This is a genomic window from Catenulispora pinisilvae (genome assembly GCF_015356865.1).
Classification (GTDB): Bacteria; Actinomycetota; Actinomycetes; order Streptomycetales; family Catenulisporaceae; genus Catenulispora; species Catenulispora pinisilvae.
This window is the reverse complement of sequence record NZ_JAAFZA010000022.1, coordinates 52424-74109: the sequence shown is the minus strand read 5'-3', so window position 1 is coordinate 74109 and position 21686 is coordinate 52424. Positions and strand designations below refer to the sequence as shown.

Genomic DNA, 21686 nt, shown 5'->3' with positions numbered 1-21686 from the left:
GCATGAATCAGCGCCCTGCCCCACCCGTACTCTCCCGCACCTTCAACGCGAACGGCGCCCGCACATCCTCGGACTCGACATTCTTCGTCCCGCGCCCGCCCCGAATCGGATCCACCCGCTTGTCGGCCAGATTCACGGCGGCTTCGGCGATCGCCTCCTTGTCCGGCGCGATGGTCGTCAGTGTCGGCGAGCTGTAGCCGCCCTCGGCGATGTCGTCGAACCCTGCGATGGCCACGTTGCCCGGGATGGAGATCCCGCGATCGGTGGCGGTGCGCATCGCTCCGATGGCGAGTAGGTCGTTGCAGCAGAAGACTGCGTCGGGTGGTTCGGGGAGATCTAGGAGGCGGGCCATCGCTGCTGCCCCGTCGGCGCGCTGGTAGTTCTCGACCGGCAGGACCATCGTCGGATCGTGCGGCAGGCCGGCGGCGTCCAGGGCTTGGCGGTGGCCGGCGATGCGTAGGGCTCCGGTGCCGCCGTTTTTGCCGGGTTGGTCGCCGATGACGGCGATGCGGCGGCGGCCGATGGCGATCAGGTGCTCCACGACTGTGCGGGCGGCGGCGACGTTGTCGATCGCGACGTGGTCGGCGGGGCCGGGGATGTCGCGCTCGCCGAGCAGTACCAGGGGGGTCGCGGGGTCGGCGCGTTCCAGGTCGGAGGGTTCCATCGCCAGTGGGCTCAGGATGGCCGCGTCTATGCGCTGCGGCCCCATCGAGGTGATGACCGCCTGCTCGCGCTCGCGGGAGCCCTGGGTCTGCTCGACCAGGACGGTCCACTGGCGGCGGTGCGCGGCGGTGATCACCAGGCCGGTGAGCTCGGCGAAGTACGGGTTGTCCAGCTCCGGGACGGCCAGCACGATGAAGCCGGTGCGGCCCTTGCGCAGGTTCCGCGCGCCCAGGTTCGGGCGGTAGCCGGTCTCGGCGATCGCGCGCTCCACCCGCTCGCGGGTGGCCGGGGTGATGAAGGCGTAGCCGTTCACCACGTTCGAGACCGTCTTGATCGAGACGCCGGCCCGCTGGGCGACGTCCTTCAGTGTTGGGGGCACCTGTCGGGACCGCCCTTCCCGTGAGTTCCGATCGGCTCATCGTACGCCTTTACAACGTTGTAGACAACGATGTAGAACTGACCACACCCCGGATTTCCGGCACGTGACGGGAGTCACACGCTCCGGTGGTATCGGCACATCACCGACAAGCCGTAGACAAGATCCATATCAGGGCATTCGACACAGACATCGAGGAGCCATGAAATCGCACGTGAAAGTCGCCGCCGCGGCCGTCGCCGCCGCCGGCCTGCTCGCGGCCGCGGGCTGTAGCAGCAGCTCCAGCGGCTCCGGATCGAGTGGCGGCGTGGTGAAGCTGTCCATGCTGACCGGGTTCACCGGTCCGGACGGACCCTCCTATCAGGCGCTGGTCTCGCAGTTCAACGCCTCGCACCCGAACATCAAGGTCACCATGGACATCCAGCCGTGGGACGCGATCGGGCAGAAGCTGCCCGCCGAGTGGGCCACCGGGCAGGGCCCGGACCTGGCCACGCCGAACTTCGACCCCGGCGTGATCTTCAACTACATCAAGACCAACTCGGTGCTCCCGCTGGACTCCTCGGTCGGCGCCGGTGACACCCAGATCAACTCCTCCGCATTCCCGTCCTCGGTGACCAAGGCGTTCACCGTCAACGGGAAGCTGTACGCGGTCCCGGCGAACCTCGCCACGGTCGCGCTGTACTACAACAAGACGATGTTCACCGCGGCCGGGATCACCGATCCGCCGAAGACCTCCGATGAGTTCGTCGCGGACGTCAAGAAGCTGACGCTGGGCGGGGCGAACCCGACGCAGTACGGCATCTCGCTGGCCGACCACCAGACCATCGAGATGTGGCCGATCCTGCAGTGGATGAACGGCGGGGACATCGTCGGCCCGGACGGCTGCGCGACGGTCAACTCCGCGGCGAGCGTGCAGGCCCTGTCGACCTGGGCGAACCTGGTCCAGAACGAGCACGTCAGCCCGGTCGGCCAGACCGGCGCCGACGCCGACACGCTGTTCTCGGCGAAGAAGGCGGCGATGGAGCTGAACGGCCCCTGGGCCGCCGACGGCTTCCGCAAGGCCGGCATCGACCTGGGCATCGTGCCGGTGCCGGTGGGTTCGGCGGGCCCGGTGACCCTGGCCTCGACCGTGCCGCTGATGGTCGCCAAGAACACCAAGCACAAGACCGAGGCGCTGGAGTTCCTGAGCTGGTGGACCGGTAAGACCGCGCAGGCCTCGTTCTCCAAGATCTCCGGCTACCCGCCGGCGCGCAGCGACGTCACCGTCTCGGACCCGAACACCGCGGTGTTCGCCCAGGCGCTGCCGACCGCGCGGCTCTACCTGGCCGGGCTGCCCACCTCCTCGCAGATCGACACCGACGTCTACACGCCGCTGCTGGGCCAGCTGACCCGGGGCGCGGACCCGCAGAAGTCCGCCGACTCCGCGGCCAAGGCGATCAACCAGCTCACCGGCTGCAAGAGCTGACGACGGCCGGCGCGGCGGAGACGGACCAAGAAGAGGGCGATCGATGGCACATCTGGCAGACCAAGCGACCGACGCGCCGGCCCGGTCCCGGGGACCGGATCGGCGCGGTCCAGGCCGGGGACGCGGACGGCTGTCCCGGCTGAACCCCGCGTACCTGTTCGTCGCGCCAGCGTTCCTGCTGGCCGCCGTCTTCATCCTGTGGCCGATCGTCCAGTCCGGCTGGATGAGCCTGCACGACTGGACGATCGGCGACGACTCGCACAAGTGGCTGGGCTTCGGCAACTACACCGAGCTCTGGCACGACTCGCGGTTCTGGAACGCGCTGAAGGTGACGATCGTCTACGCGGTCTTCGTCGTCATCGGCCAGGTGGCGATCGGGCTGGCGCTGGCCCAGTGGCTGCGCCGCACCACCTGGTACACGATGCTGCTGCGCTCGGCGTTCTTCTTCCCGACCATCGCCTCGCTGGCGGTCACCGGGATCGTCTGGAAGTTCCTGCTGGACCCGCAGGTCGGGCTGGTCGACGGCTGGCTCGGCAAGATCGGGGTCCACTCCCAGAACTGGCTACAGGACACGCATCTGGCGCTGCCGGCGCTGATCGCGGTCGGGATCTGGAAGAACTTCGGCTTCTCGATGATCGTGCTGCTGGCCGGGGTGCAGGGGGTGCGCCAGGACCTGATCGAGGCCGCGACGCTGGACGGCGCGGGCGCGATCGCCCGGTTCCGGCACGTGACGCTGCCCGCGCTGCGCCCGGCGATCCTGTTCACCGTCGTGATCGGCACGGTCAACGCCCTGCAACTGTTCGACCTGACCTACGTGATGACCGACGGCGGCCCGCTGTTCCACACCGAATCGATCGTCATGTACCTCTACCAACGCGGATTCGTGGACTTCCGGCTCGGCTACGCCAGCGCGATCGCCTGGGTGCTGTTCCTGATCATCATCGCCGTCTCCGTCGTGCAACTGCGAATGCTGAGGTTCCGCGATGACGACTGAGGCGTCCCTGTCCTCGCTGCCCTCAGCGCCGTCCTGGGTCGGCCCGATGCTGCGCGGACTGCGCCGGGCGGGCCGGGTCCTGGCCTGGACCGTGCTCACGATCGCGGCGCTGGCCACCATCGTGCCGTTCCTGTGGATGCTGGGCGTGGCCTTCCGCACCCCGGCGGACCTGTACTCCGATCCGTCGCGGCTGTGGCCGGACCACTGGTCGGTCTCCGGCTTCCACGCCGTGTTCACCCAGCTGCCGTTCTTCCGGCTGGCGGTCAACACCATCGTGTTCGCCGGCGGCACCACGGTGCTGCTGCTGCTCATCGACTCGCTGTGCGCCTACGCGCTGGCCCGGCTGAAGTTCCGCGGGCAGAACTTCGTCTTCTGGACCATCCTGCTCACGCTGATGGTGCCGTTCCAGGTGATGCTGATCCCGCTGTTCCTCACCGTGTTCCACCTCGGCTGGCTGAACACCTTCCAAGGGCTGATCGTCCCGCGGTCGGTGAGCGCGCTGGGCATCTTCATGCTCCGGCAGTTCTTCGTCAAGATCCCCAGGGAGCTGGACGAGGCCGCCCGGATGGATGGCGCCGGTCCCCTGCGGATCTACTGGCAGATCATCCTCCCGCTGGCCCGGCCCGCGCTGGCCTCGCTGTTCGTCATCCAGTTCATGGCGCTGTGGAACGACTTCCTGTGGCCGCTGGTCATCTCCAGCAGCACCGACATGCGGACCCTGCCGTCCGCGCTGACGTTGTTCTCCAGTCAGGGCGGCGTCGACCACGCCGCGCTCATGGCCGGCGCGGCCATCTCGCTGGCGCCGCTGGCCATCGCCTTCCTGCTCGCCCAGCGGTTCTTCACCGAGGGCATCGCCGCAACAGGTATCAAGTAAAAAGGAACCTCCCTTGCTCACAGCACATGCCACCCTCGACCCGGCCTTCCGGATCGCCCCGGTAGACCGCCGCCTGTTCGGATCCTTCGTGGAACACATGGGCCGCTGCGTCTACGGCGGTGTCTACGAACCCGGACACACCGAGTCCGACACCGACGGCAACCGGCTGGACGTCGCCAAGCTCACCCGCGACCTCGGGGTCGGCGTGATCCGCTACCCCGGCGGCAACTTCGTGTCCGGATACCGCTGGGAGGACGGCGTCGGCCCGGTCGCCGAGCGGCCCCGGCGCCTGGACCTGGCGTGGCGCTCCATCGAGAGCAACGAGTTCGGCCTGAACGAGTTCATGACCTGGACCAAACTGGCCCAGGTGGAGCCGATGATGGCGGTCAACCTCGGGACCCGCGGCATCCAAGAGGCCTGCGATCTGCTGGAATACGCCAACCACCCGGGCGGCACCTACTACTCCGACCTGCGCCGCGCGCACGGCGTGCGGCAGCCGCACGACATCAAGCTGTGGTGCCTGGGCAACGAGATGGACGGCCCCTGGCAGACCGGCCACAAGACCGCCGAGGAGTACGGCCGACTGGCCGCTGAGACCGCCAAGGCGATGCGCCAGGTCGACCCCGGCATCGAGCTGGTGGCCTGCGGCAGCTCCAACGCCGAGATGCCGACCTTCGGCACGTGGGAGACCACGGTGCTGGAGCACACCTTCGAGCACGTCGACTACATCTCCCTGCACGCCTACTACGAGCAGCACGGCGAAGACCGCGCCAGCTTCCTGGGCGCGGCGGTGGGCATGGACCGCTTCATCGAGGGCGTGGTGGCCACCGCGGACCACGTCGCGGCCCGCAAGAAGTCCCGCAAGCAGCTCAACCTCTCCTTCGACGAGTGGAACCTGTGGCAGCAGAGCCGCTTCGCCGGCCACACCAACCTGGACTGGGAGCAGGCGCCGCGACTGATCGAGGACACCTACACCGTGCAGGACGCGGTCGTCTTCGGCAGCCTGCTGATGTCCATGCTCCGGCACGCCGACCGGGTCGCCATCGCCTGCCTGGCCCAGCTGGTCAACGTGATCGGCCCGATCCGCGCCGAACCGGACCGCCCGGCCTGGGCCCAGACCATCTTTCACCCCTTCGCGCTCACCGCCCGGCACGCCGTCGGCGACGTGCTGCGGGTCCAGACCGCCACCGACCGCTACGACACCGCCGAGCACGGCGACGTCCCGCTGGTCGACGTGGTGGCCACGCACGACGAGGAGACCGGCCAGGTCACGGTGTTCGCGATGAACCGGCACACCGAGGAGCAGGCGAAGCTCGACATCGACCTGCGGGCCTTCGGCGACCTGGTGGTGGCCGAACACCTGCACCTGGGCGGCACCGACCTGGACGCCGCCAACTCCATCGAGACCCCGGAGCGGATCGCGCCGACCGGCGGGCAAGGCGCGAGCACCGAGGGCCGGCGGCTCAGCGCCGCGCTGCCGCCGGTGTCCTGGAACATGATCCGGCTGGTTCCGGCCGGCCGGTGACCGGGTGCGGTGACCCCGCACCAACGCGGGATCGCCGCACCAATGCGGGGTCACCGCTCGAACGCGGAGTCACCGCACCAACCAACACCCATCGAGCAAGTGATTGGAATCAGTATGTTCCAACGCTCCACCTCGGCATCGCCACGCCGATTGCTCTCTGTTCTGGGCGCGCTGCTCGCAGTCGCCGCCATGTTGGTCATCAGTCCCCCATCGCGTGCCGCCGCCAGCTCGGCGGCACGCCCCGCTGCGGCGGCCGCGTCGTCGGCGTTGCCGTGTGACGACTTCTCCGGCGGCGGTACCCCTTGCGTCGCCGCCTACAGCTCAGTCCGTGCCATGTACGCGACCTACAACGGCCCGCTCTACCAAGTCACCCGCGCCTCCGACGGCGCCACCTCCGACATCGGCGTCCTGGCCGCCGGCGACTACGCCGACGCCGCGGCCCAGGACTCCTTCTGCAACGCGGACGTCTGCACCATCACCAAGATCTACGACCAGTCCCCCAACCACAACGACCTCACCATCGCCCCGGTCGGCGACGCCGGGTCCGGCGACGTCGGCGCGCGCGCCGACGCGCTGCCGGTCACCGTCGGCGGCCACAAGGCGTACGGCATCGCCACGTTCCCCCGCACCGGTTACCGGCTCGCCAAGGGGACCGGCGTGGCGACCGGCAGCCAGCCGGAGTCGATCTACGAGGTGGCCGGCGGCAGCAACGCGACCAACGGCTGCTGCTCGGACTTCGGCAACGTCGAGAACGCCTCGAAGGACACCGGCGCCGGGCACATGGACGCGTTGATCATCTCCTCGGCCTGCACCGCCTCGCCGTGCTCCGGGCCCGGGCCGTGGATCCAGGCGGACATGGAGAACGGCGTCTTCATGGGCAACGGGACGAGCAACATGTCCAACACCAGCCTGCACAGTCCGTTCGTCACCGCGGTGCTCCGCAACGACGGGCAGGCGAACTTCGCCTTGGACGGAGGTGATGCGACGCAGCCAACTGTGCCAACGCTCTACAACGGCGCCCTGCCACCGGGCTACGCACCGATGGCAAAGGAAGGCGGCATCGCCCTGGGCACCGGCGGCGACAACAGCAACGCCGCGCCCGGCGCCTTCTTCGAAGGCGCGCTCACCTCGGGCTTCGCTTCCAACGCCACAATCGCCTCGCTTCAGACGAACATCTCCTCGGCGGCCTACACCGGCACCTCCGGCGGCGGTCCGGGCGTCGGGGTCACCGGTCCCGGCGGCAAGTGCCTGGACGTCTATGGGGACGACAACGGGGCCAACGGCACCAACGTCGATCTGTGGGACTGCAAGCACGACGCTGTGGACCAGCATTGGGAGTACATCCGCAACGCCCCGCTGATCTACAACACCGGCGGGACTCCGGAGTACCAGAACGGCCTGAAGACGCTGGGCCGCTGCCTGGACATCAAGGGGAACGGCACCGCGTCCGGGACCCAGGTCGAGCTGTGGGACTGCAACGGCGTCGGCGGCCAGCAGTGGGTGCCGCAGGCCAACGGGACGCTACTCAACCCGCAGTCAGGACTCTGTCTCACCAGCCCCGGCGGCAGCACGACCAACGGTGTCGTGCTGGACATCGAGGCCTGCACCGGCAGCGCCGGTCAGCGCTTCGTCATCGCGCCCGGACCGGTGTATCAGAGCACACCGATCAACGCGCCCGCGGGCAAGTGCGTGGACAACGCGGCCGGAACCGCCGGCGCCGACGGCGCGAACGTCGTCATCACCGACTGCGCGCGGGAGGCGAACGGCCAGGCCTGGTGGAAGAGCTCTGACGGTTCCCTCACCACGCTGGGTCGCTGCCTGGACATCAAGGGCAACGGCACCGGGTCCGGAACGCAGGTCGAGCTGTGGGACTGCAACCAGGTCGGCGGCCAGAAGTGGGTCCAGCAGGCCAACGGGACACTGCTCAACCCACAATCAGGACTCTGCCTCACCGACCCCGGCGCCAACGCCACGGACGGCACCGCCCTGGACATCGAAGCCTGCACCGGCACCGCCTCGCAGAAGTTCTTCGTGTCCGGCGGAGCACCCGTCAACGCCCCCGGCGGCAAGTGCATGGACGTCCAGGGCAACGACCCCTACGGCGGCTTCGGCTTCCCAGTGCAGCTGTGGGACTGCCAGCAGACCGCGGTCGACCAGCACTGGGTCCACACCTCCGCCAACACCCTGGAGACCCTGACCCGCTGCCTGGACATCATCAACGACGCCACCGCGGTCGGCTCCAAAGTGCAGCTGTGGAACTGCAACGGCATCGGCGGCCAGCAGTGGGTCCAACAGGCCGACGGCACGCTTCTGAACCCGCAGTCCGGGCTCTGCCTCACCGACCCGGCCGCCAACACCGCCGACGGCACCCAACTCGACATCGAACCCTGCGCCGGCGCCGCCGACCAGGTGTTCACCTACCAGAGCAGCTCCGCACTGACCCCCGGCACGGAGGTCTCCTTCCGCGCCACGACCCCCTGCTGCACCAACGACTACATCCGCCACCAGAACGGCGTCGCGAAGATCTCGGCGATCAACGGCGCCAACCCGACGCTGGACAAGCAGGACGCCACCTGGATCGTGCACCCGGGACTGAGCAACAGCGCGTGCCTGTCGTTCGAATCCAAGGACTACCCCAACGGCTACCTGCGCCAGAGCAGCGGCGCGGTGTACCAGCAACCGAACGACGGGACGACCCAGTTCGCCTCGGACGCCACGTTCTGCCCGACGCGCGGGAACAACGGGCAGGGCGTGTCGCTGACCTCGGCGACGAACTCGGCCCTGTACCTGCGGCACTACAACGGGCAGGTGTACATCGCGAGCAATGGCGGCCCCGACGCCTGGGACACCACGACGTCGTGGACCGATGACACGAGTTGGATTCCGACGCCGGCTTGGGCTCCGTGATGCGGGGCTGAGCCTGCGGAATGTATTGTCGGCCCCGGGGGGATGTCTTACCCCCGGGGCCAACGAGTATAAGGACATTCTATTGGTCTGGATCAATGACATTTTAGCCGAGCAGCAAAAGCTTCTGGCGGTGATCGAAGCTCAGGACGCGAAGATCAATCCGGCGCTGGAACGGCTCTCGGGCGAGGGTTCGTCCGAGCAGTCGGCGCTGTTCGCCGCGGCGTGCATCGAACGGGCCATCGGCATCCTGTTCTGGGTGGCCGCGAACGAGGGCAGGCGGGCGGACCTCGACTTCTACCGGAAGGCGCTGGAGCAGGCCTGGGGAAATCCGGTCGAAGGCGGCCCCATCTCGTCCGAGGAGGTCTACACGCGGCACGACCTCGCTCGCGGGTTCGAATCCGACGGCGGCCGCGCGGGCGGGTTCGCTCAATCCGCCGCCCTCGCCCTGGGCGCGGCCCTGGCCTACGGCGAGACCGGCGACTTCGCGGACGTCCGGCAGGTCGCGACCAAGCTGAGAAGCGACGCTTCCGGCCTGGCCCACCGCACCTCGACCGACGGCCTCGCCAACGCCGAAATCGACCGCCAGGTCAGCGAGATCGAGATGATTCTGCGCGACGGCGCCACCCCCGGCCTCGCCGCCGGGCTTCGAGAACAGGCCCAAGCCGTGGCTCGGGAATGGCTCGACCTCGCCATCGGGTACTACACCACCGGCAGCTGAGAAGTGACGATATGGTTCCGCATGGGAAAGGCTGCGAATTGCTCGCCGCCTCTCGTCGGCTAACGCCGTCCCGATCACCCGCATGGATGTGGCCACGAGGGAAAGACGCTACAGCGGCGATTTGATTCGATCTTGGCTGTTCGAAGATCACCCCGCCGCTACCGCGATTCCCCTATCCCGCCTGGAACAAATCCAGAATCTCCTCGGCAGCGCTGGTAGCGGTAATCCTCCCCGACCGCACCTGCTCCTCAAGCCCCGGCGTCAGTGCCCGGACGCCCTCGTGCCCGCGAAGCCGCGCCAACAGCCGGTCCTCGACCAGGTTCCACACCCAGGCGACCTGCTGCTCCCGGCGGCGTGCGGCCAGGCTGTCGGTGGCCTCCAGCGCCTTGCGGTGGGCGCGGACCTGGTTCCAGATCTCGTCCAGCCCCGTGTCCTCGCGCGCGCTGCACGTCAGCACCGGCGGCGTCCACGGCGCGTCCGGGGTGCGGAGCAGCCGCAGCGCGCCGGACAGCTCCCGTGCGGCGGCTCGCGCGTCGCGCTCGTGCGGGCCGTCGGCCTTGTTGACGGCGATCACGTCGGCGAGTTCCAGCACGCCTTTCTTGATCCCCTGCAACTGGTCCCCGGTCCGGGCCAGGGCCAGCAGCAGGAAGGTGTCGACCATGCCGGCGACCGCGGTCTCGGACTGCCCCACCCCGACCGTCTCGACCAGCACCACGTCGTAGCCGGCGGCCTCCATCACCACCATGCTCTCGCGCGTGGCCTTGGCGACCCCGCCGAGCGTCCCGGAGGTGGGCGAGGGCCGCACGAAGGCGGCGGGATCGACGGCCAGCCGCTCCATCCGCGTCTTGTCGCCCAGGATCGAGCCGCCGGTGCGGGTCGACGACGGGTCGACCGCGAGCACCGCGACCCGGTGGCCGAGCCCGGTCAGCATCGAGCCGAGCGCGTCGATGAACGTCGACTTGCCCACGCCGGGAACGCCGGTGACGCCGACCCGCACCGCGCCGCCGGAGTACGGCAGCAGCGCCGTCAGCACCTGCTGCCCGATCACCCGGTGATCGGCCCGAGTGGACTCCACCAGCGTGATGGTCCGCGCGATCGCCGCACGAGATCCCGAGCGCACCCCGTCCACGAAGTACCGCGGGTCCCGAGGGGTCGGGCTCACAGGAGCCGGGCTCACAGCTGGTGCCCCAGCGACTCACCCAGCTTCCGCACCAGGTCCTTCGCCGCGTCCGGGATCACCGTCCCGGGCGGGAACACCGCCGCCGCCCCGGCCGCGAACAGCTCCTCGAAGTCCTGTGGCGGGATCACGCCGCCGACCACGATCACGATGTCCTCGCGCCCGGCCGCCGCCAGCTCCGCGCGCAGCGCGGGCACCAGCGTCAGGTGGCCGGCGGCCAGCGAGGAGACGCCGACGATGTGCACGTCCGCCTCCACCGCCTGCCGCGCCACCTCGGCCGGGGTCTGGAACAGCGGGCCGACGTCCACGTCGAAACCGAGGTCGGCGAACGCGGTGGCGATCACCTTCTGCCCCCGGTCGTGCCCGTCCTGCCCCATCTTCGCCACCAGGATGCGCGGCCGGCGCCCCTCGGCCTCGGCGAACGCGTCGACCAGCGCGCGGGTCTCGGCGACCGGGCCGCCGGCGCCGGCCTCGTCGCGGTAGACGCCGGAGATGGTGCGGATCTGGCCGGCGTGGCGGCCGTAGACCTGCTCCAGCGCCTCGGAGATCTCCCCGACGGTGGCCTTGGCGCGCGCCGCGTTCACCGCCAACGCCAGCAGGTTCCCGTCCAGCGAACCGTCCCGCGAGGCGCCGGCGCGCGCCGAGGCGGTCAGCGCGTGCAGCGCCTGCTGGCACGCGTCCTCGTCCCGCTCGGCGCGCAATCGCCGAAGCTTCTCCACCTGCTGCGCCCGCACCTGCTCGTTGTCGATTTTCAGGACGTCGATCTGCTCGCCGCCGGAGACCCGGTACTTGTTGACGCCGATCACCGGCTGCCGCCCGGAGTCGATCCGCGCCTGGGTCCGCGCCGCGGCCTCCTCGACGCGCAGCTTCGGGATCCCGGCGTCGATGGCCGCGGTCATCCCGCCGGCCGCCTCGACCTCCTGGATGTGCTGCCAGGCGCGCCGAGCCAGGTCGTAGGTCAAGCGCTCGACGTAGGCGCTGCCGCCCCAGGGGTCGATGACGCGCGTGGTCCCCGACTCCTGCTGGAGCAGCAGCTGGGTGTTGCGGGCGATGCGGGCCGAGAAGTCCGTCGGCAGCGCCAGCGCCTCGTCCAACGCGTTCGTGTGCAGCGACTGCGTGTGCCCCTGCGTGGCGGCCATCGCCTCGATGCACGTCCGCGTGACGTTGTTGAACACGTCCTGTGCGGTCAGCGACCACCCGGAGGTCTGGCAGTGCGCCCGCAGCGACAGCGACTTCGCGCTCTTCGGCTCGAACTCCCGCACCAGCTTGGCCCACAGCAGCCGCCCGGCCCGCAGCTTGGCGACCTCCATGAAGAAGTTCATGCCGATCGCCCAGAAGAACGACAGCCGCGGCGCGAACGCGTCGACGTCCAGGCCGGCGTCCAGACCGGCCCGCAGGTACTCGACGCCGTCAGCGAGGGTGTAGGCGAGTTCGAGGTCTGCGGTGGCCCCGGCTTCCTGGATGTGGTAGCCGGAGATGGAGATCGAGTTGTAGCGCGGCATGCGCTGGGAGGTGTAGGCGAAGATGTCGGAGATGATCCGCATCGACGGCTGCGGCGGGTAGATGTAGGTGTTGCGGACCATGAACTCTTTGAGGATGTCGTTCTGGATGGTCCCGGCCAGCTGCTCCGGCGCGACGCCCTGCTCCTCGGCGGCCACGATGTAGAGCGCGAGCACCGGCAGCACCGCGCCGTTCATCGTCATCGACACCGACATCTTGTCCAGCGGGATCCCGTCGAACAGCTGCCGCATGTCGTAGATCGAGTCGATCGCCACGCCGGCCATGCCGACGTCGCCGGTCACCCGCGGGTGGTCGCTGTCGTAGCCGCGGTGGGTGGCCAGGTCGAAGGCCACTGACAGGCCCTTCTGGCCGGCGGCGAGGTTGCGCCGGTAGAAGGCGTTGGACTCCTGCGCGGTGGAGAAGCCGGCGTACTGACGCACGGTCCACGGCTGGTTCACGTACATCGTCGGGTACGGTCCGCGCAGGTACGGCGCGATCCCCGGGTAGGTGCCCAGGAAGTCCAGGCCCTCCAGGTCCTCGGCGGTGTACAACGGCTTGACCGTGATGCCCTCGGGCGTCTCCCACAGGGCGTCCTCGACGTCCTTGCCGGTCTGCTGCCGCCACGCGTCGCGCCACTGGGCGGTACCGGCCGCGTCGGCCACATCGGTCGCATCAATCGCGTCGGCCGCACCGGTCGCGCCGGCTACAGCCGCCGCCGTACCATCGTCCAGCTCCACCTCGGAGAAGTCGGGAATCATGAGAACTCTCCGATCGCCGCATAGGCGGTATTCAGCGCGGACAATACATCGCAGCCCACGTAGACGAACTCCTCGACACCGGCCTGGCGATACTCCTCGGCCCGCTCCCCCGGACGTCCGGCGAGCCAGATCCGCTGTATCCCGGCCTCGGCGAGGATCCGAGCGACTTCCGTGGCGTGTTGGGCGTACAGCGCGTCGCTTGAACACAGACACGCGATCTTCGCCTCGCTGTCGACCAGCGCCGCCCGAATCGCCTCGGCATCCACGCCGGACTCCACCGGCACCGGAATGACGACGCCCTCGATGCCACCGGCCTGGAACAGGTTGGCGGCGAACGACGACCGCGCCGAATACACCGCCTCCGGACCGAGCGCGACCAACGCGATCCGCGGCCGTGACCCGGTCCTGACGATCGCCTCCTGCGCACGGTCCCGCAGCGCCTCGAACGCCTCGGCCCGGCGCACCCGGGGCAGCCCGCCGCCCCGCCGCTCGGGCCGCGGCACGCTGGTCAGCGGCTTCTCGCCGAGGTTCGGGAACTCGCTGACCCCGAGGATCGGCTCGCGGCGGCGCGCGATGGCCGCCGTCCGGCGCTCCCAGGTCGCGCCGATCCGCTCCGCGACCAGCCCGCCGACCAGTGCCGAACGCATCCCGCCGGTCCGCTCGATCTCCTGGAACCAGGCCCAGGCGGCGCGCGCCAGGTCGTCCGTGAGCCGTTCGACGTACCAGGAGCCGCCCGCCGGATCCACGACCCGGCCCAGGTGCGACTCGTCCAGCAGGATCGACTGGGTGTTGCGGGCCACCCGGCGGGTGAAGTCGTCGGGCAGGCCGACGACGTCGTCGAACGGCAGTACCGTGACGGACTCCGCGCCGCCGACCCCGGCCGCCACGCAGGCCACGGTGGTCCGCAGGATGTTCACCCACGGATCGCGCTCGGTCATCATCACCGAGGACGTCACGGCGTGCAGCCGGTTCGACGCCGCGGCCTGCGGCGCCCCGGACGCCTCCAGCACCCGGGCCCACAGCCGGCGAGCCGCGCGCAGCTTGGCGATGGTCAGGAACTGATCGGCGGTCGCGGCGAACCGGAACTCCAGCTGCCCGGCGGCGTCCGCGACTGACAGCCCGGCACCGGCGTCAGTGAGCTGCCGCAGGTAGGCGACCGCGGTAGCCAGAGCGGAGCCGAGTTCCTGCGCCGGAGAAGCCCCGGCGTCGTGGTACGCGAGCGCGTCGACCGTCAGGGTCCGTATTCCCGGGTACCGCTGAACGCAGGTTCCGGCGAGCTCGGCGGCCTCGGCCAGCAGACTCTCGGTCCGCCCGTCCTCGCCGGTTCGGGCCAGCAACCCCAGCGGATCCGCGCCGAGGTTGCCGGTGGCCTGGCCCTCGGGCACGCCGCGCTCGTCGTAGAGCTTGAACAGGCGCTGTGCGGCCGCGCCGAAATCGGGCCCGGCGTCGAGCACCACGGCGGCCAGGTCGAGGTAGACGCCGTCGAGTACCTTCGGCAGCGCGTCGATCGGCAGCCCCTGGTCGCCGACTTCGAGCCACAGCGAGGTGCCGCCGTTCTCCAGGTCGGCGAGTACAGCCTGGTTCGCCGAGTCCGGGCGCGGATCGCTGTGGTACTGCCGGATGTCCCAGCCGTCGAGGACGGCGCCCTGCGGACGGTTTCCGCGCACATACGGTGCGACGCCCGGGAATCCCGCATCAGGGGCCTGATCGTCAGCCGTGTAGAGCGGCTGGGCGAACAGGCCGTCTTCCAGCGCCGTGCTCAGTGCCTTCTCAGTGTCCTGGCCTTCCAGCCCCTGCTTCCCCGACTTCGCCAGCACTCCGGCGACCAGTCGCTGCCACTGCTCGCGGCTCGGGGCCGGGAACAGCGAGGCCAGGGCGAGATCGCCGTCTTGGACGCCGAGGTCTTCGTCTTCACCGTGGGAGCCGGTCCCGGTACGGGCTGTGGTCTCCCCGGCGGCAGCCGGCGGTGTCATCTCCAAGGCCTCCTCGCGGGGTGTCTTCGCTCGCGACATTGCCCGACGCCGCGCTGCCGCGTCAACTCCGCGTAGTGCCCCCGTGACGTGGCGAAGGACACAGTTGGACAGCGGGGCGGGCGAAGCCCGGCAGCGGCGCCGAGGTGTTCATGCATGTGAACACCAGTCACCCTTGTGAAGTTTTTACCCGCCGACTACTTGTGCCGGCCGTATGCGCGTACGACATTGCCGTGTCATGAGAATCAGTACGCGTAGGCGCACCACGGCCCTCGGCACCGCTGTGGTCGCCGCTGCCCTGACCGGCGGGGCTCTGATCGGCGGGGCTTCGATCGGCGCTGGGACGGCACAGGCGTCCGGCACCTCGGCCGACCCGGCTACGGGAGCCGCCGCGTCGGCAGCGGCGGGCCTGGCCATCACCGTCCACCCCGACCAGACCGGCCACCGGCTGAACCCGGGGTTCGTCGGCCTCTCCTTCGGCGCGGCGACCGTCGCCGCCGACAACTACTCCAGCACCGACCTGGCCGGGTATCTCAGCACCCTCGGTCCCGGCGGGACCCTGCGGGTCGGCGGCAACTCCGGCGACACCACGTTCTGGACCTCGACCGGCGAGACCGCGCCGAGCTGGGCGACCTCGGGCACCATCACCCCGGCCAAGCTCCAGCCGCTGGCCGCGATCGCGAAGGCGACCGGCTGGAAGGTGATCCTCGCGGTGAACCTCAAGCACCCCGATCCGGCCCGGGCCGCCGACGAGGCCCGGTACGCACGCCAGATCTTCGGCCGGTCACTGCTGGCCGTCGAGGTCGGCAACGAGCCCAACTTCTACGAGGCGAACCCGGCCGCGTACTACGCCGACTTCGAGACCTACGCCTCGGCGATCCGCGCGGCCGCCCCGGGCGTCGCGCTGACCGGGCCGGACGCCGAGACCAACCACAGCTCCTGGCTCGGCGGGTTCGCCGCGGCCGACGCCGCGCATCCCGACGTCTCGATGGTCACCGACCACACCTACCCGACCAGCGCGTGCGGCGGTTCGGTCGCGACCATCGCGCAGCTGCTCGGAACGGCGTCGGTGCAGTACGAGAACGCCAACGCGCAGGCGGCTTTGAGCGCGGCCCGCCAGCTCCACGTGCCGGCCGCGATGACCGAGACCAACTCGACGGTGTGCGCCGGGACGGCCGGGGTGAGCGACACGTTCGCCTCCGCGTTGTGGGCTCTGGACTACAACCTCCTGCTCGCGCAGGACGGCGTCGCCAGCGCCGAGTTCATGGACGGCACCAACGCCGCCGGTTGCGATCCGTACACCCCGCTGTGCCCGACGACCGGAGATCTGACGGCGCGGCCGCTGTACTACGGGATGCTCGCGACCGAGCTCGTCGGCGGCGGCGACTTCGTGGCGCTGGACGATCCGGACTCCGCCGACGTGCGCGCCTACGCCGTCCGCGACGGCGGCCACCTGACGGTCGTGCTCGACGACGTACAGGACCCGGCGAGTCACCAGGCGACGACCGTCGACCTGGCCTTGGGCCTGAAGGGGTTGCGGCACGGCAGCCTCACCGCGCTGGCCACGACGTCGCCGGACGGTTTGGCGGCCACGTCCGGGATCACGCTCGGTGGCGGGCAGGTCGGGGCGCACGGGGCGTTCCCGGCGCCGCGGCCGACACCGGTGGCGGTGCGGCACGGCAGCGCGAGCGTGACAGTGCGGGCGGGGAGTGCTGTGATCATCCGATTCAGCTGACGAGGCCCACGAGCTGCCGGGCTCAGTGTCAGGCTCAGTGTGCGGAGGGTGCGGTCGGTACGGAGTCTGCGGCCGAGCTGGGAGTCTCCGGCAGCGATCCGGTGAGGCTTCCGCTCGGCGTCGGTCCCATCGGCTGTCCGGTCGACTGTCCCTGTCCGGTCGACTGTCCCCGTCCCGTCGTCTGTCCCTGTCCGGTCGGTGACGAAGCCGACGCCGACGCGCTGGGGCCGCCGTGGCCGTCGCCGTCGGTCGTCCCGGGCGTCGCGGACGGGCCCGGCGCGATCACGGTCGTCGTGGTCCTCGGCGGCGCCAGCGGGCCCGGGTGCTCGGACGCGGGCGCCGGATGGCCGGCCAGCACGACGGCGACCGCCACCGCGCCGACCGCGACCCCGCCGAGGGCCAGCGCCGACATCCGCAGCGGCAGCCGCCGCCCCCGGGCCGGCGGCCGGATCGCGGCCACCCGGCGGGCCAGTTCCGCCGAGGGCTGGATCTCCTCGGCCCGGGTGGCGAAGTGGGATCGCAGTGCCTGGGAACGCAGCGCCTCCCGCTGCCCTTCGTCGCTCATCGTGGCACCTCACTTGTCGAGGTCAGTCGGCCGTGGAGCGCTTTGAGCGCCCGGGACGCGTGGGTCTTCACCGAGCCGACCGAGATGCCCAGGGTGTGGGCGATCTCGCGCTCGTCCAGATCGCACCAGTACCGCAGCACCACGACCGCCCGCTGCCGGGCCGGGAGCGCGGCCAGGCCGGCGGCCAGGTCGCCGGAGGCGTCGGCGTCCCCGGGCGGGGCGAGCGCGTCCCGGCCGGAGCCGAGCAGGTCCAGGTCGGTGGCGTCGCCGATCGGGGTGTCCCGGCCGCGTCTGAGCTTGCGGGAACGGTCGATCGCCAGGTTCACCAGGACTTTGCGGGCGTACGCCTCGGGATTGTCGTGGCCGATCCGCCGCCAGTGCCGCGCCGTGCGCTCCAGCGACACCTGCACCAGGTCCTCAGCGATGTGCCGGTCGTCGACCAGGAAGACGGCCGTGCGCAGGAGTCTGTGCATGCTTGCCCGTGCGAAGGCCTCGAAGTCCGGCTCCGCCCGCTTTCCCAACACCGCGCTCCCGTCAGCCACGCCCGGCCCCGACGCGGCCGGCCCGGCGGCCGCGGGGACTGGACGGTACACCAGTTGATCCGTCAGTGCGACGCCGAAGCCGAGGCCGACGGTTCCGGAGCGGCCGAGCGCGACGCCGAGGGCACCGGGGCGGCCGAGCGCGAGGGCTGGGGCGCGGAGGGCATCGCCGACGGCCGTGATCCGCTCGATGCCGAGGCCGAAGCCGACGGCACCGGCGCGGCCGAGCGCGACGCCGACGGACCGGTGCTGCCCTGCCACGTCGTGGGCGGCAGCGTGGACGGCACGGCCGAGGCGGACGCCGAGGGCTGCGGACCGCCGGGCACCGAGGGCGCCGCCGACGGCCCGGTCTGCGCCGACGTCGCCGGACCGCTGCCGCTACCACTGCCACTGCCGCCGGCCGACGCCGCCTGCGAGACCCCGATGCTGACTCCGGTCACGGCGAGCACGCCCAGACCCACCCCGATACCCGTCTTCCGCAGGTTCCGCTTCCTGGGATTCGCCATGTCACACCCTCCTGTCGGCGGGCCCGTCGCCCTGCCACGCCCTCATCAACGACGCCTGCGCGCGGCCTCGTTGACACGGTCCCCGACTTTCTTGAGGGAGTTCCTTGATGAGCGTCTCGGTCGTGTCCGGGCTGAAACGGTTCGTCTGCTGATGCCAGCCTTCCGGTTCTCCCCGGGCACTTCCTGAACCGTCCGAGCCCTCCCGATCCCCCATGCGCCAGGGGCACTGTGGCAGAGCCCAGCCCGCAGACCGAAGGGACACACCATGTCTGACTCCCATACCACCCGGCACCGCATGGCAGCCCTGCTCGGCGCCTCGGCGCTGGCGCTGCTCGCGGCACCGCAGGCTTGGGCGGCGACGGCCGGCCACGCGACAGCGCGCCAAGCGACCGCCGGAACCGTGACGGCGACCGCCGGGGGCGTCACCGCATCAGCCGTCAACTCGGCCAACGTCTCCACCACGATCCACGACAACTGGACCGGCCAGTGCATGGACCTGCCCGGTTACGGCAGTGTCGGTGTCAACACCCCGGTCTCGCAGTACCCCTGCGACACCAGCGAGAGCGGCGACAACCAGGACTTCCACCTGAACCCGACCCGCGTGGTCAGCGGCGTCCAGCTCTACGAGGTCGTGAACGACAAGTCCGGCCTGTGCCTGGACCTCCCCGGCTACGGCTCGGACCCGGCCGGCACCCACCTCTACGTCTACAACTGCAACTCCAACCCGGCCAACGACAACCAGGAATGGTCGGTCTGGAACATGACCGCCCCCGGCGGCATGGCCCTGGGCTCGGTCTTCGAGAACTTCAAGGCCAGCGGCTCCACGGTCATCGCCCCGACCAGCGGCGGCCAGTGCCTGGACGTCAGCGGCTTCGCCAACGAGTTGGACACGGTCGCCGGCGCCGACTGGGCCATGAACGCACCCCTGACCATCTACGGCTGCTACAACGGCTCGTGGGCAAACTTCGGCCTGGACGACCACCTGTGGGCGTTCCTGGACCAGTGGACCGCCACGCCGTGACGCGCCGGTGGGCCGCACGGGCAGGGCGGCGGTTACGTTCGAGCGCAGAGGGTAACTGAGAAGCCTTGCGAGCGTAGCGATCGCTCCGGAACGGAGGCCCAGCCATGGTTGCGGCGATAGTTGTGGTGCTGGTGGTCATCCTCGTGTTGCGAAGCTTGGCGAAGGCCAATAGATCGGGCACCTCCAGATCGGGCAGCTGGACAGCCAAGACTTTCCAAACGCCGCCCAGCACCACGACCAAGCCCGTCTCCTACTCGCCTGTTCCCCCGACGTATCCGACGTATCCGACACCTCCGACTACCTCGCAGGGATCGGACGGATACATCCCCCAGGGAATCGACTACGCCGATTCGGGATCGTCGCACCACCACGGCGGGTCCTCGCACCACGACACAAACTCATCGCACCACGGTTCAAGCTCGTCGCACCACGACACAAGCTCGTCGCACCACGGTTCAAACTCGTCGCACCATGACACGAGCTCATCGCACCACGATACGAGCTCGTCATCGCACGATTCGAGCTCTTCCTCCCACGACGGCGGCTCGTTCTTCTAGCCGCAGAAGCGGCGGGACCCGGACCTGAACCCGAGCCCCGCCGCCTATCGCCCAAGCGTCAGATCACCATCACCAACCCACCGCGATCTCCAGCCACTGCGGATTGGCGTGCGAGATGTACGACGACTGTCCGTCCACGTCGTCATACGGGAACCCGTACGCCAGGCCGTTGATCGCGTTCTCGTGCCAGAACTGCGCGTAGTAGTTCGCCGGCGCCGCCTGGTAGTACTGGCTCGGGTCCTGCTGCTGTGCCGCCGGGAGTGTGGCGACGTGCCGGTTCAGCGCGGCGCACATCGTCGGGTTGCTCGCCATCGAGCCCGCGCAGCCGAAGATGTTCTGCGTGGTCTCGTTCACGCCCGCCGAGGCGGCGTAGGCCGTGAAGTAGTTCGCGTTCGCGCCGCCGGCCTGGAAGCTGGGGTCGCTGCCGGGGGCGATGATGCGGTACGGGGCCTGGGTCTGGGCCAGTACCTTGAACTCCGGCGGCACCGAGTTGATGAACCGCTGGAAGGTCACCGACCGGTCCTCGGCGAACACCGACTGCGTCTCCCCCACCTGCACGTCGTACCCGTCGTGGGTGTGCAGCCGCATCGCCAGCTTCAGCCCGAAGGCGTCGACCCGGGTGGTGTTGCCGTTGAACTGGTTGGGGCCGACCGTGAACTCGATGAAGTCGTAGTACGGGCTGGTCGGCGAGCCGAGGTAGAAGTACATCCGCCCCGAGCTGTTGACCGGCATGTCGAGGTACGGCTGGTCGGCGATCGAGTGCGTCTGCCCGTCGAAGCTCCAGTAGACCTGGCTGTCCGGGTACTTGCCGTTGGTCCGGTTCAGGATCTTCACCATCATCACGTTCTGCGCCGGCGGGATCGTGCTGGGGTCGCCCCAGAACGGGTCGGTCGTCGACGCGGCGGTCAGCACCGCGAACTCCCACAGCGAGTAGCCGTAGGCCGTCGCGCGCTGCGTCCCGTACATCCGCACGTACCGCCCGGTCCCGCTGACCGTCAGGTTCTCCACGCCGCCGGCCCCGGTGGTCGTGGAGTAGACCGTCGTCCACGTGGTGCCGTCGTCCGAGGTCTGGATCTGGTACGCCTTCCCGTACGCGGCCTCCCAGTTCAGGGTCACCCCGCAGATGGCCTGCGACGTCCCCAGATCCACCTGGAGCCACTGCGGATCAGAGAACTGCGAAGACCAGCGCGTCCCGGTGTTCCCGTCCACGGCGGCCGAGGCCGGGAAGTCCGCGTTCTCCTCCGAGGAAGCGGTGGCCGGCCGGTTCAGCGCCGCATTGTCGGCACACGAACCGTTGCTCGATCCCGGCGGGCCGTAAGCGGCGAACTCGAACAGCGAGTAGCCATAGGCCGTGTTCCGCGCCGTCCCGTACATCCGGATGTACCGACCGCTGCCGGTGACGTTCAGCGTCTCGGTACCGCCGGGGCCGGTGGTCGTGGAGTAGATCGACGTCCACGTGGTCCCGTCCGGCGAGGTCTGGATCTCATACGCCTTGGCCGACGCGGTCTCCCACGTCAGCACGACCTGGCAGATGCTCTGAGTGCTCCCCAGATCCACCTGGAGCCACTGCGGATCAGAGAACTGCGAAGACCATCGGGTCCCGGTGTTCCCGTCCACGGCGGCCGAGGCCGGAAACGCGTCGCTCTCCACCGAGGAAGCCGTGGCCGTCTTGTTCAGCGCCAGGTTCGTCGTCGTATCGCAGGACGCGGCGCGAGCCTTGGTCCCGGTGGCCGCGTTGAAGCCGAGCACACTGGCCAGCAACGCGATGATGAGTGCCACGATGAGCTGTGGCCGCCGGCGTAGCGGCCGCCTTCTGTCATACATGATCGTCCTCCG

The 21686-nt window shown here is 69.8% G+C and carries 16 protein-coding genes; 9 read left to right on the top strand and 7 right to left on the bottom strand.

The features are described 5' to 3' along the window. Positions 1–7: 7 nt before the first annotated feature. Positions 8–1042 (bottom strand): LacI family DNA-binding transcriptional regulator, encoded by a 1035-nt coding sequence (locus IZR01_RS08955; protein ID WP_194923567.1) that lies wholly within the window; start codon positions 1040–1042, stop codon positions 8–10. 199 nt (positions 1043–1241) lie between these two features. On the opposite strand from IZR01_RS08955, the gene IZR01_RS08950 reads away from it, so the two are divergent. From IZR01_RS08950 to IZR01_RS08925, 6 genes are all read left to right on the top strand, one after another. Further along, complete coding sequence (locus IZR01_RS08950) at positions 1242–2504, top strand: ABC transporter substrate-binding protein (RefSeq protein ID WP_194891846.1); 1263 nt, start codon at positions 1242–1244, stop codon at positions 2502–2504. Positions 2505–2547: 43 nt separating this feature from the next. Continuing rightward, the gene (locus IZR01_RS08945; RefSeq protein WP_194923566.1) at positions 2548–3498 is read left to right on the top strand and encodes a carbohydrate ABC transporter permease; all 951 of its coding nucleotides are present in this window, start codon (positions 2548–2550) and stop codon (positions 3496–3498) included. Continuing rightward, positions 3488–4372, top strand: a complete 885-nt coding sequence (locus IZR01_RS08940; protein WP_194891848.1) for a carbohydrate ABC transporter permease — start codon at positions 3488–3490, stop codon at positions 4370–4372. The genes IZR01_RS08945 and IZR01_RS08940 overlap by 11 nt, the downstream gene beginning before the upstream one ends. A 13-nt stretch (positions 4373–4385) precedes the next feature. Then, positions 4386–5897 carry an arabinosylfuranosidase ArfA gene (gene arfA, locus IZR01_RS08935; protein WP_194923565.1) on the top strand — a complete coding sequence of 504 codons (1512 nt, stop codon included), beginning with the start codon at positions 4386–4388 and terminating at the stop codon, positions 5895–5897. A gap of 114 nt (positions 5898–6011) precedes the next feature. Further along, on the top strand, positions 6012–8804 hold the full coding sequence (locus IZR01_RS08930; protein WP_194923564.1) for an arabinofuranosidase catalytic domain-containing protein: 2793 nt from the start codon (positions 6012–6014) through the stop codon (positions 8802–8804). 82 nt (positions 8805–8886) lie between these two features. Further along, a complete protein-coding gene (locus IZR01_RS08925; protein WP_194891851.1) occupies positions 8887–9522 on the top strand; it encodes a hypothetical protein in 636 nt (211 codons plus the stop codon). Between the two features lie 172 nt (positions 9523–9694). On the opposite strand, the gene meaB is transcribed toward IZR01_RS08925, so the two are convergent. Genes meaB through IZR01_RS08910 form a run of 3 tightly spaced genes read right to left on the bottom strand, consistent with a single transcriptional unit; the run spans position 9695 to position 14930 of the window. Beyond that, entirely contained in the window at positions 9695–10684 is a 990-nt protein-coding gene (gene meaB, locus IZR01_RS08920; protein ID WP_194923563.1) for a methylmalonyl Co-A mutase-associated GTPase MeaB, read from the bottom strand. 11 nt (positions 10685–10695) lie between these two features. Further along, positions 10696–12957, bottom strand: a complete 2262-nt coding sequence (gene scpA, locus IZR01_RS08915) for a methylmalonyl-CoA mutase (protein WP_194923562.1) — start codon at positions 12955–12957, stop codon at positions 10696–10698. Next, positions 12954–14930: a methylmalonyl-CoA mutase family protein gene (locus IZR01_RS08910; RefSeq protein ID WP_194923561.1), complete on the bottom strand. Its 1977-nt coding sequence runs from the start codon at positions 14928–14930 to the stop codon at positions 12954–12956. Before IZR01_RS08910 ends, scpA begins: the two co-directional genes overlap by 4 nt. A gap of 235 nt (positions 14931–15165) precedes the next feature. On the opposite strand from IZR01_RS08910, the gene IZR01_RS08905 reads away from it, so the two are divergent. Next, positions 15166–16662, top strand: a complete 1497-nt coding sequence (locus IZR01_RS08905) for a glycosyl hydrolase family 79 C-terminal domain-containing protein (protein WP_194923560.1) — start codon at positions 15166–15168, stop codon at positions 16660–16662. A gap of 34 nt (positions 16663–16696) precedes the next feature. Here the strand turns inward: IZR01_RS08905 and IZR01_RS08900 are convergent, their stop codons facing one another. Beyond that, a complete protein-coding gene (locus tag IZR01_RS08900; protein WP_194923559.1) occupies positions 16697–17227 on the bottom strand; it encodes a hypothetical protein in 531 nt (176 codons plus the stop codon). After that, positions 17224–17820 carry a SigE family RNA polymerase sigma factor gene (locus IZR01_RS08895; RefSeq protein WP_194891857.1) on the bottom strand — a complete coding sequence of 199 codons (597 nt, stop codon included), beginning with the start codon at positions 17818–17820 and terminating at the stop codon, positions 17224–17226. The genes IZR01_RS08900 and IZR01_RS08895 overlap by 4 nt, the downstream gene beginning before the upstream one ends. 3 nt (positions 17821–17823) lie before the next feature. On the opposite strand from IZR01_RS08895, the gene IZR01_RS08890 reads away from it, so the two are divergent. Together IZR01_RS08890 and IZR01_RS08885 are read left to right on the top strand one after the other, a co-directional pair. Then, complete coding sequence (locus IZR01_RS08890; protein ID WP_194923558.1) at positions 17824–18459, top strand: hypothetical protein; 636 nt, start codon at positions 17824–17826, stop codon at positions 18457–18459. A 78-nt stretch (positions 18460–18537) separates the two neighbouring features. Continuing rightward, the gene (locus IZR01_RS08885; RefSeq protein WP_194923557.1) at positions 18538–19293 is read left to right on the top strand and encodes an RICIN domain-containing protein; all 756 of its coding nucleotides are present in this window, start codon (positions 18538–18540) and stop codon (positions 19291–19293) included. Between the two features lie 626 nt (positions 19294–19919). Here the strand turns inward: IZR01_RS08885 and IZR01_RS08880 are convergent. Continuing rightward, positions 19920–21674: a discoidin domain-containing protein gene (locus tag IZR01_RS08880; RefSeq protein WP_194891860.1), complete on the bottom strand. Its 1755-nt coding sequence runs from the start codon at positions 21672–21674 to the stop codon at positions 19920–19922. Positions 21675–21686 lie beyond the last annotated feature (12 nt).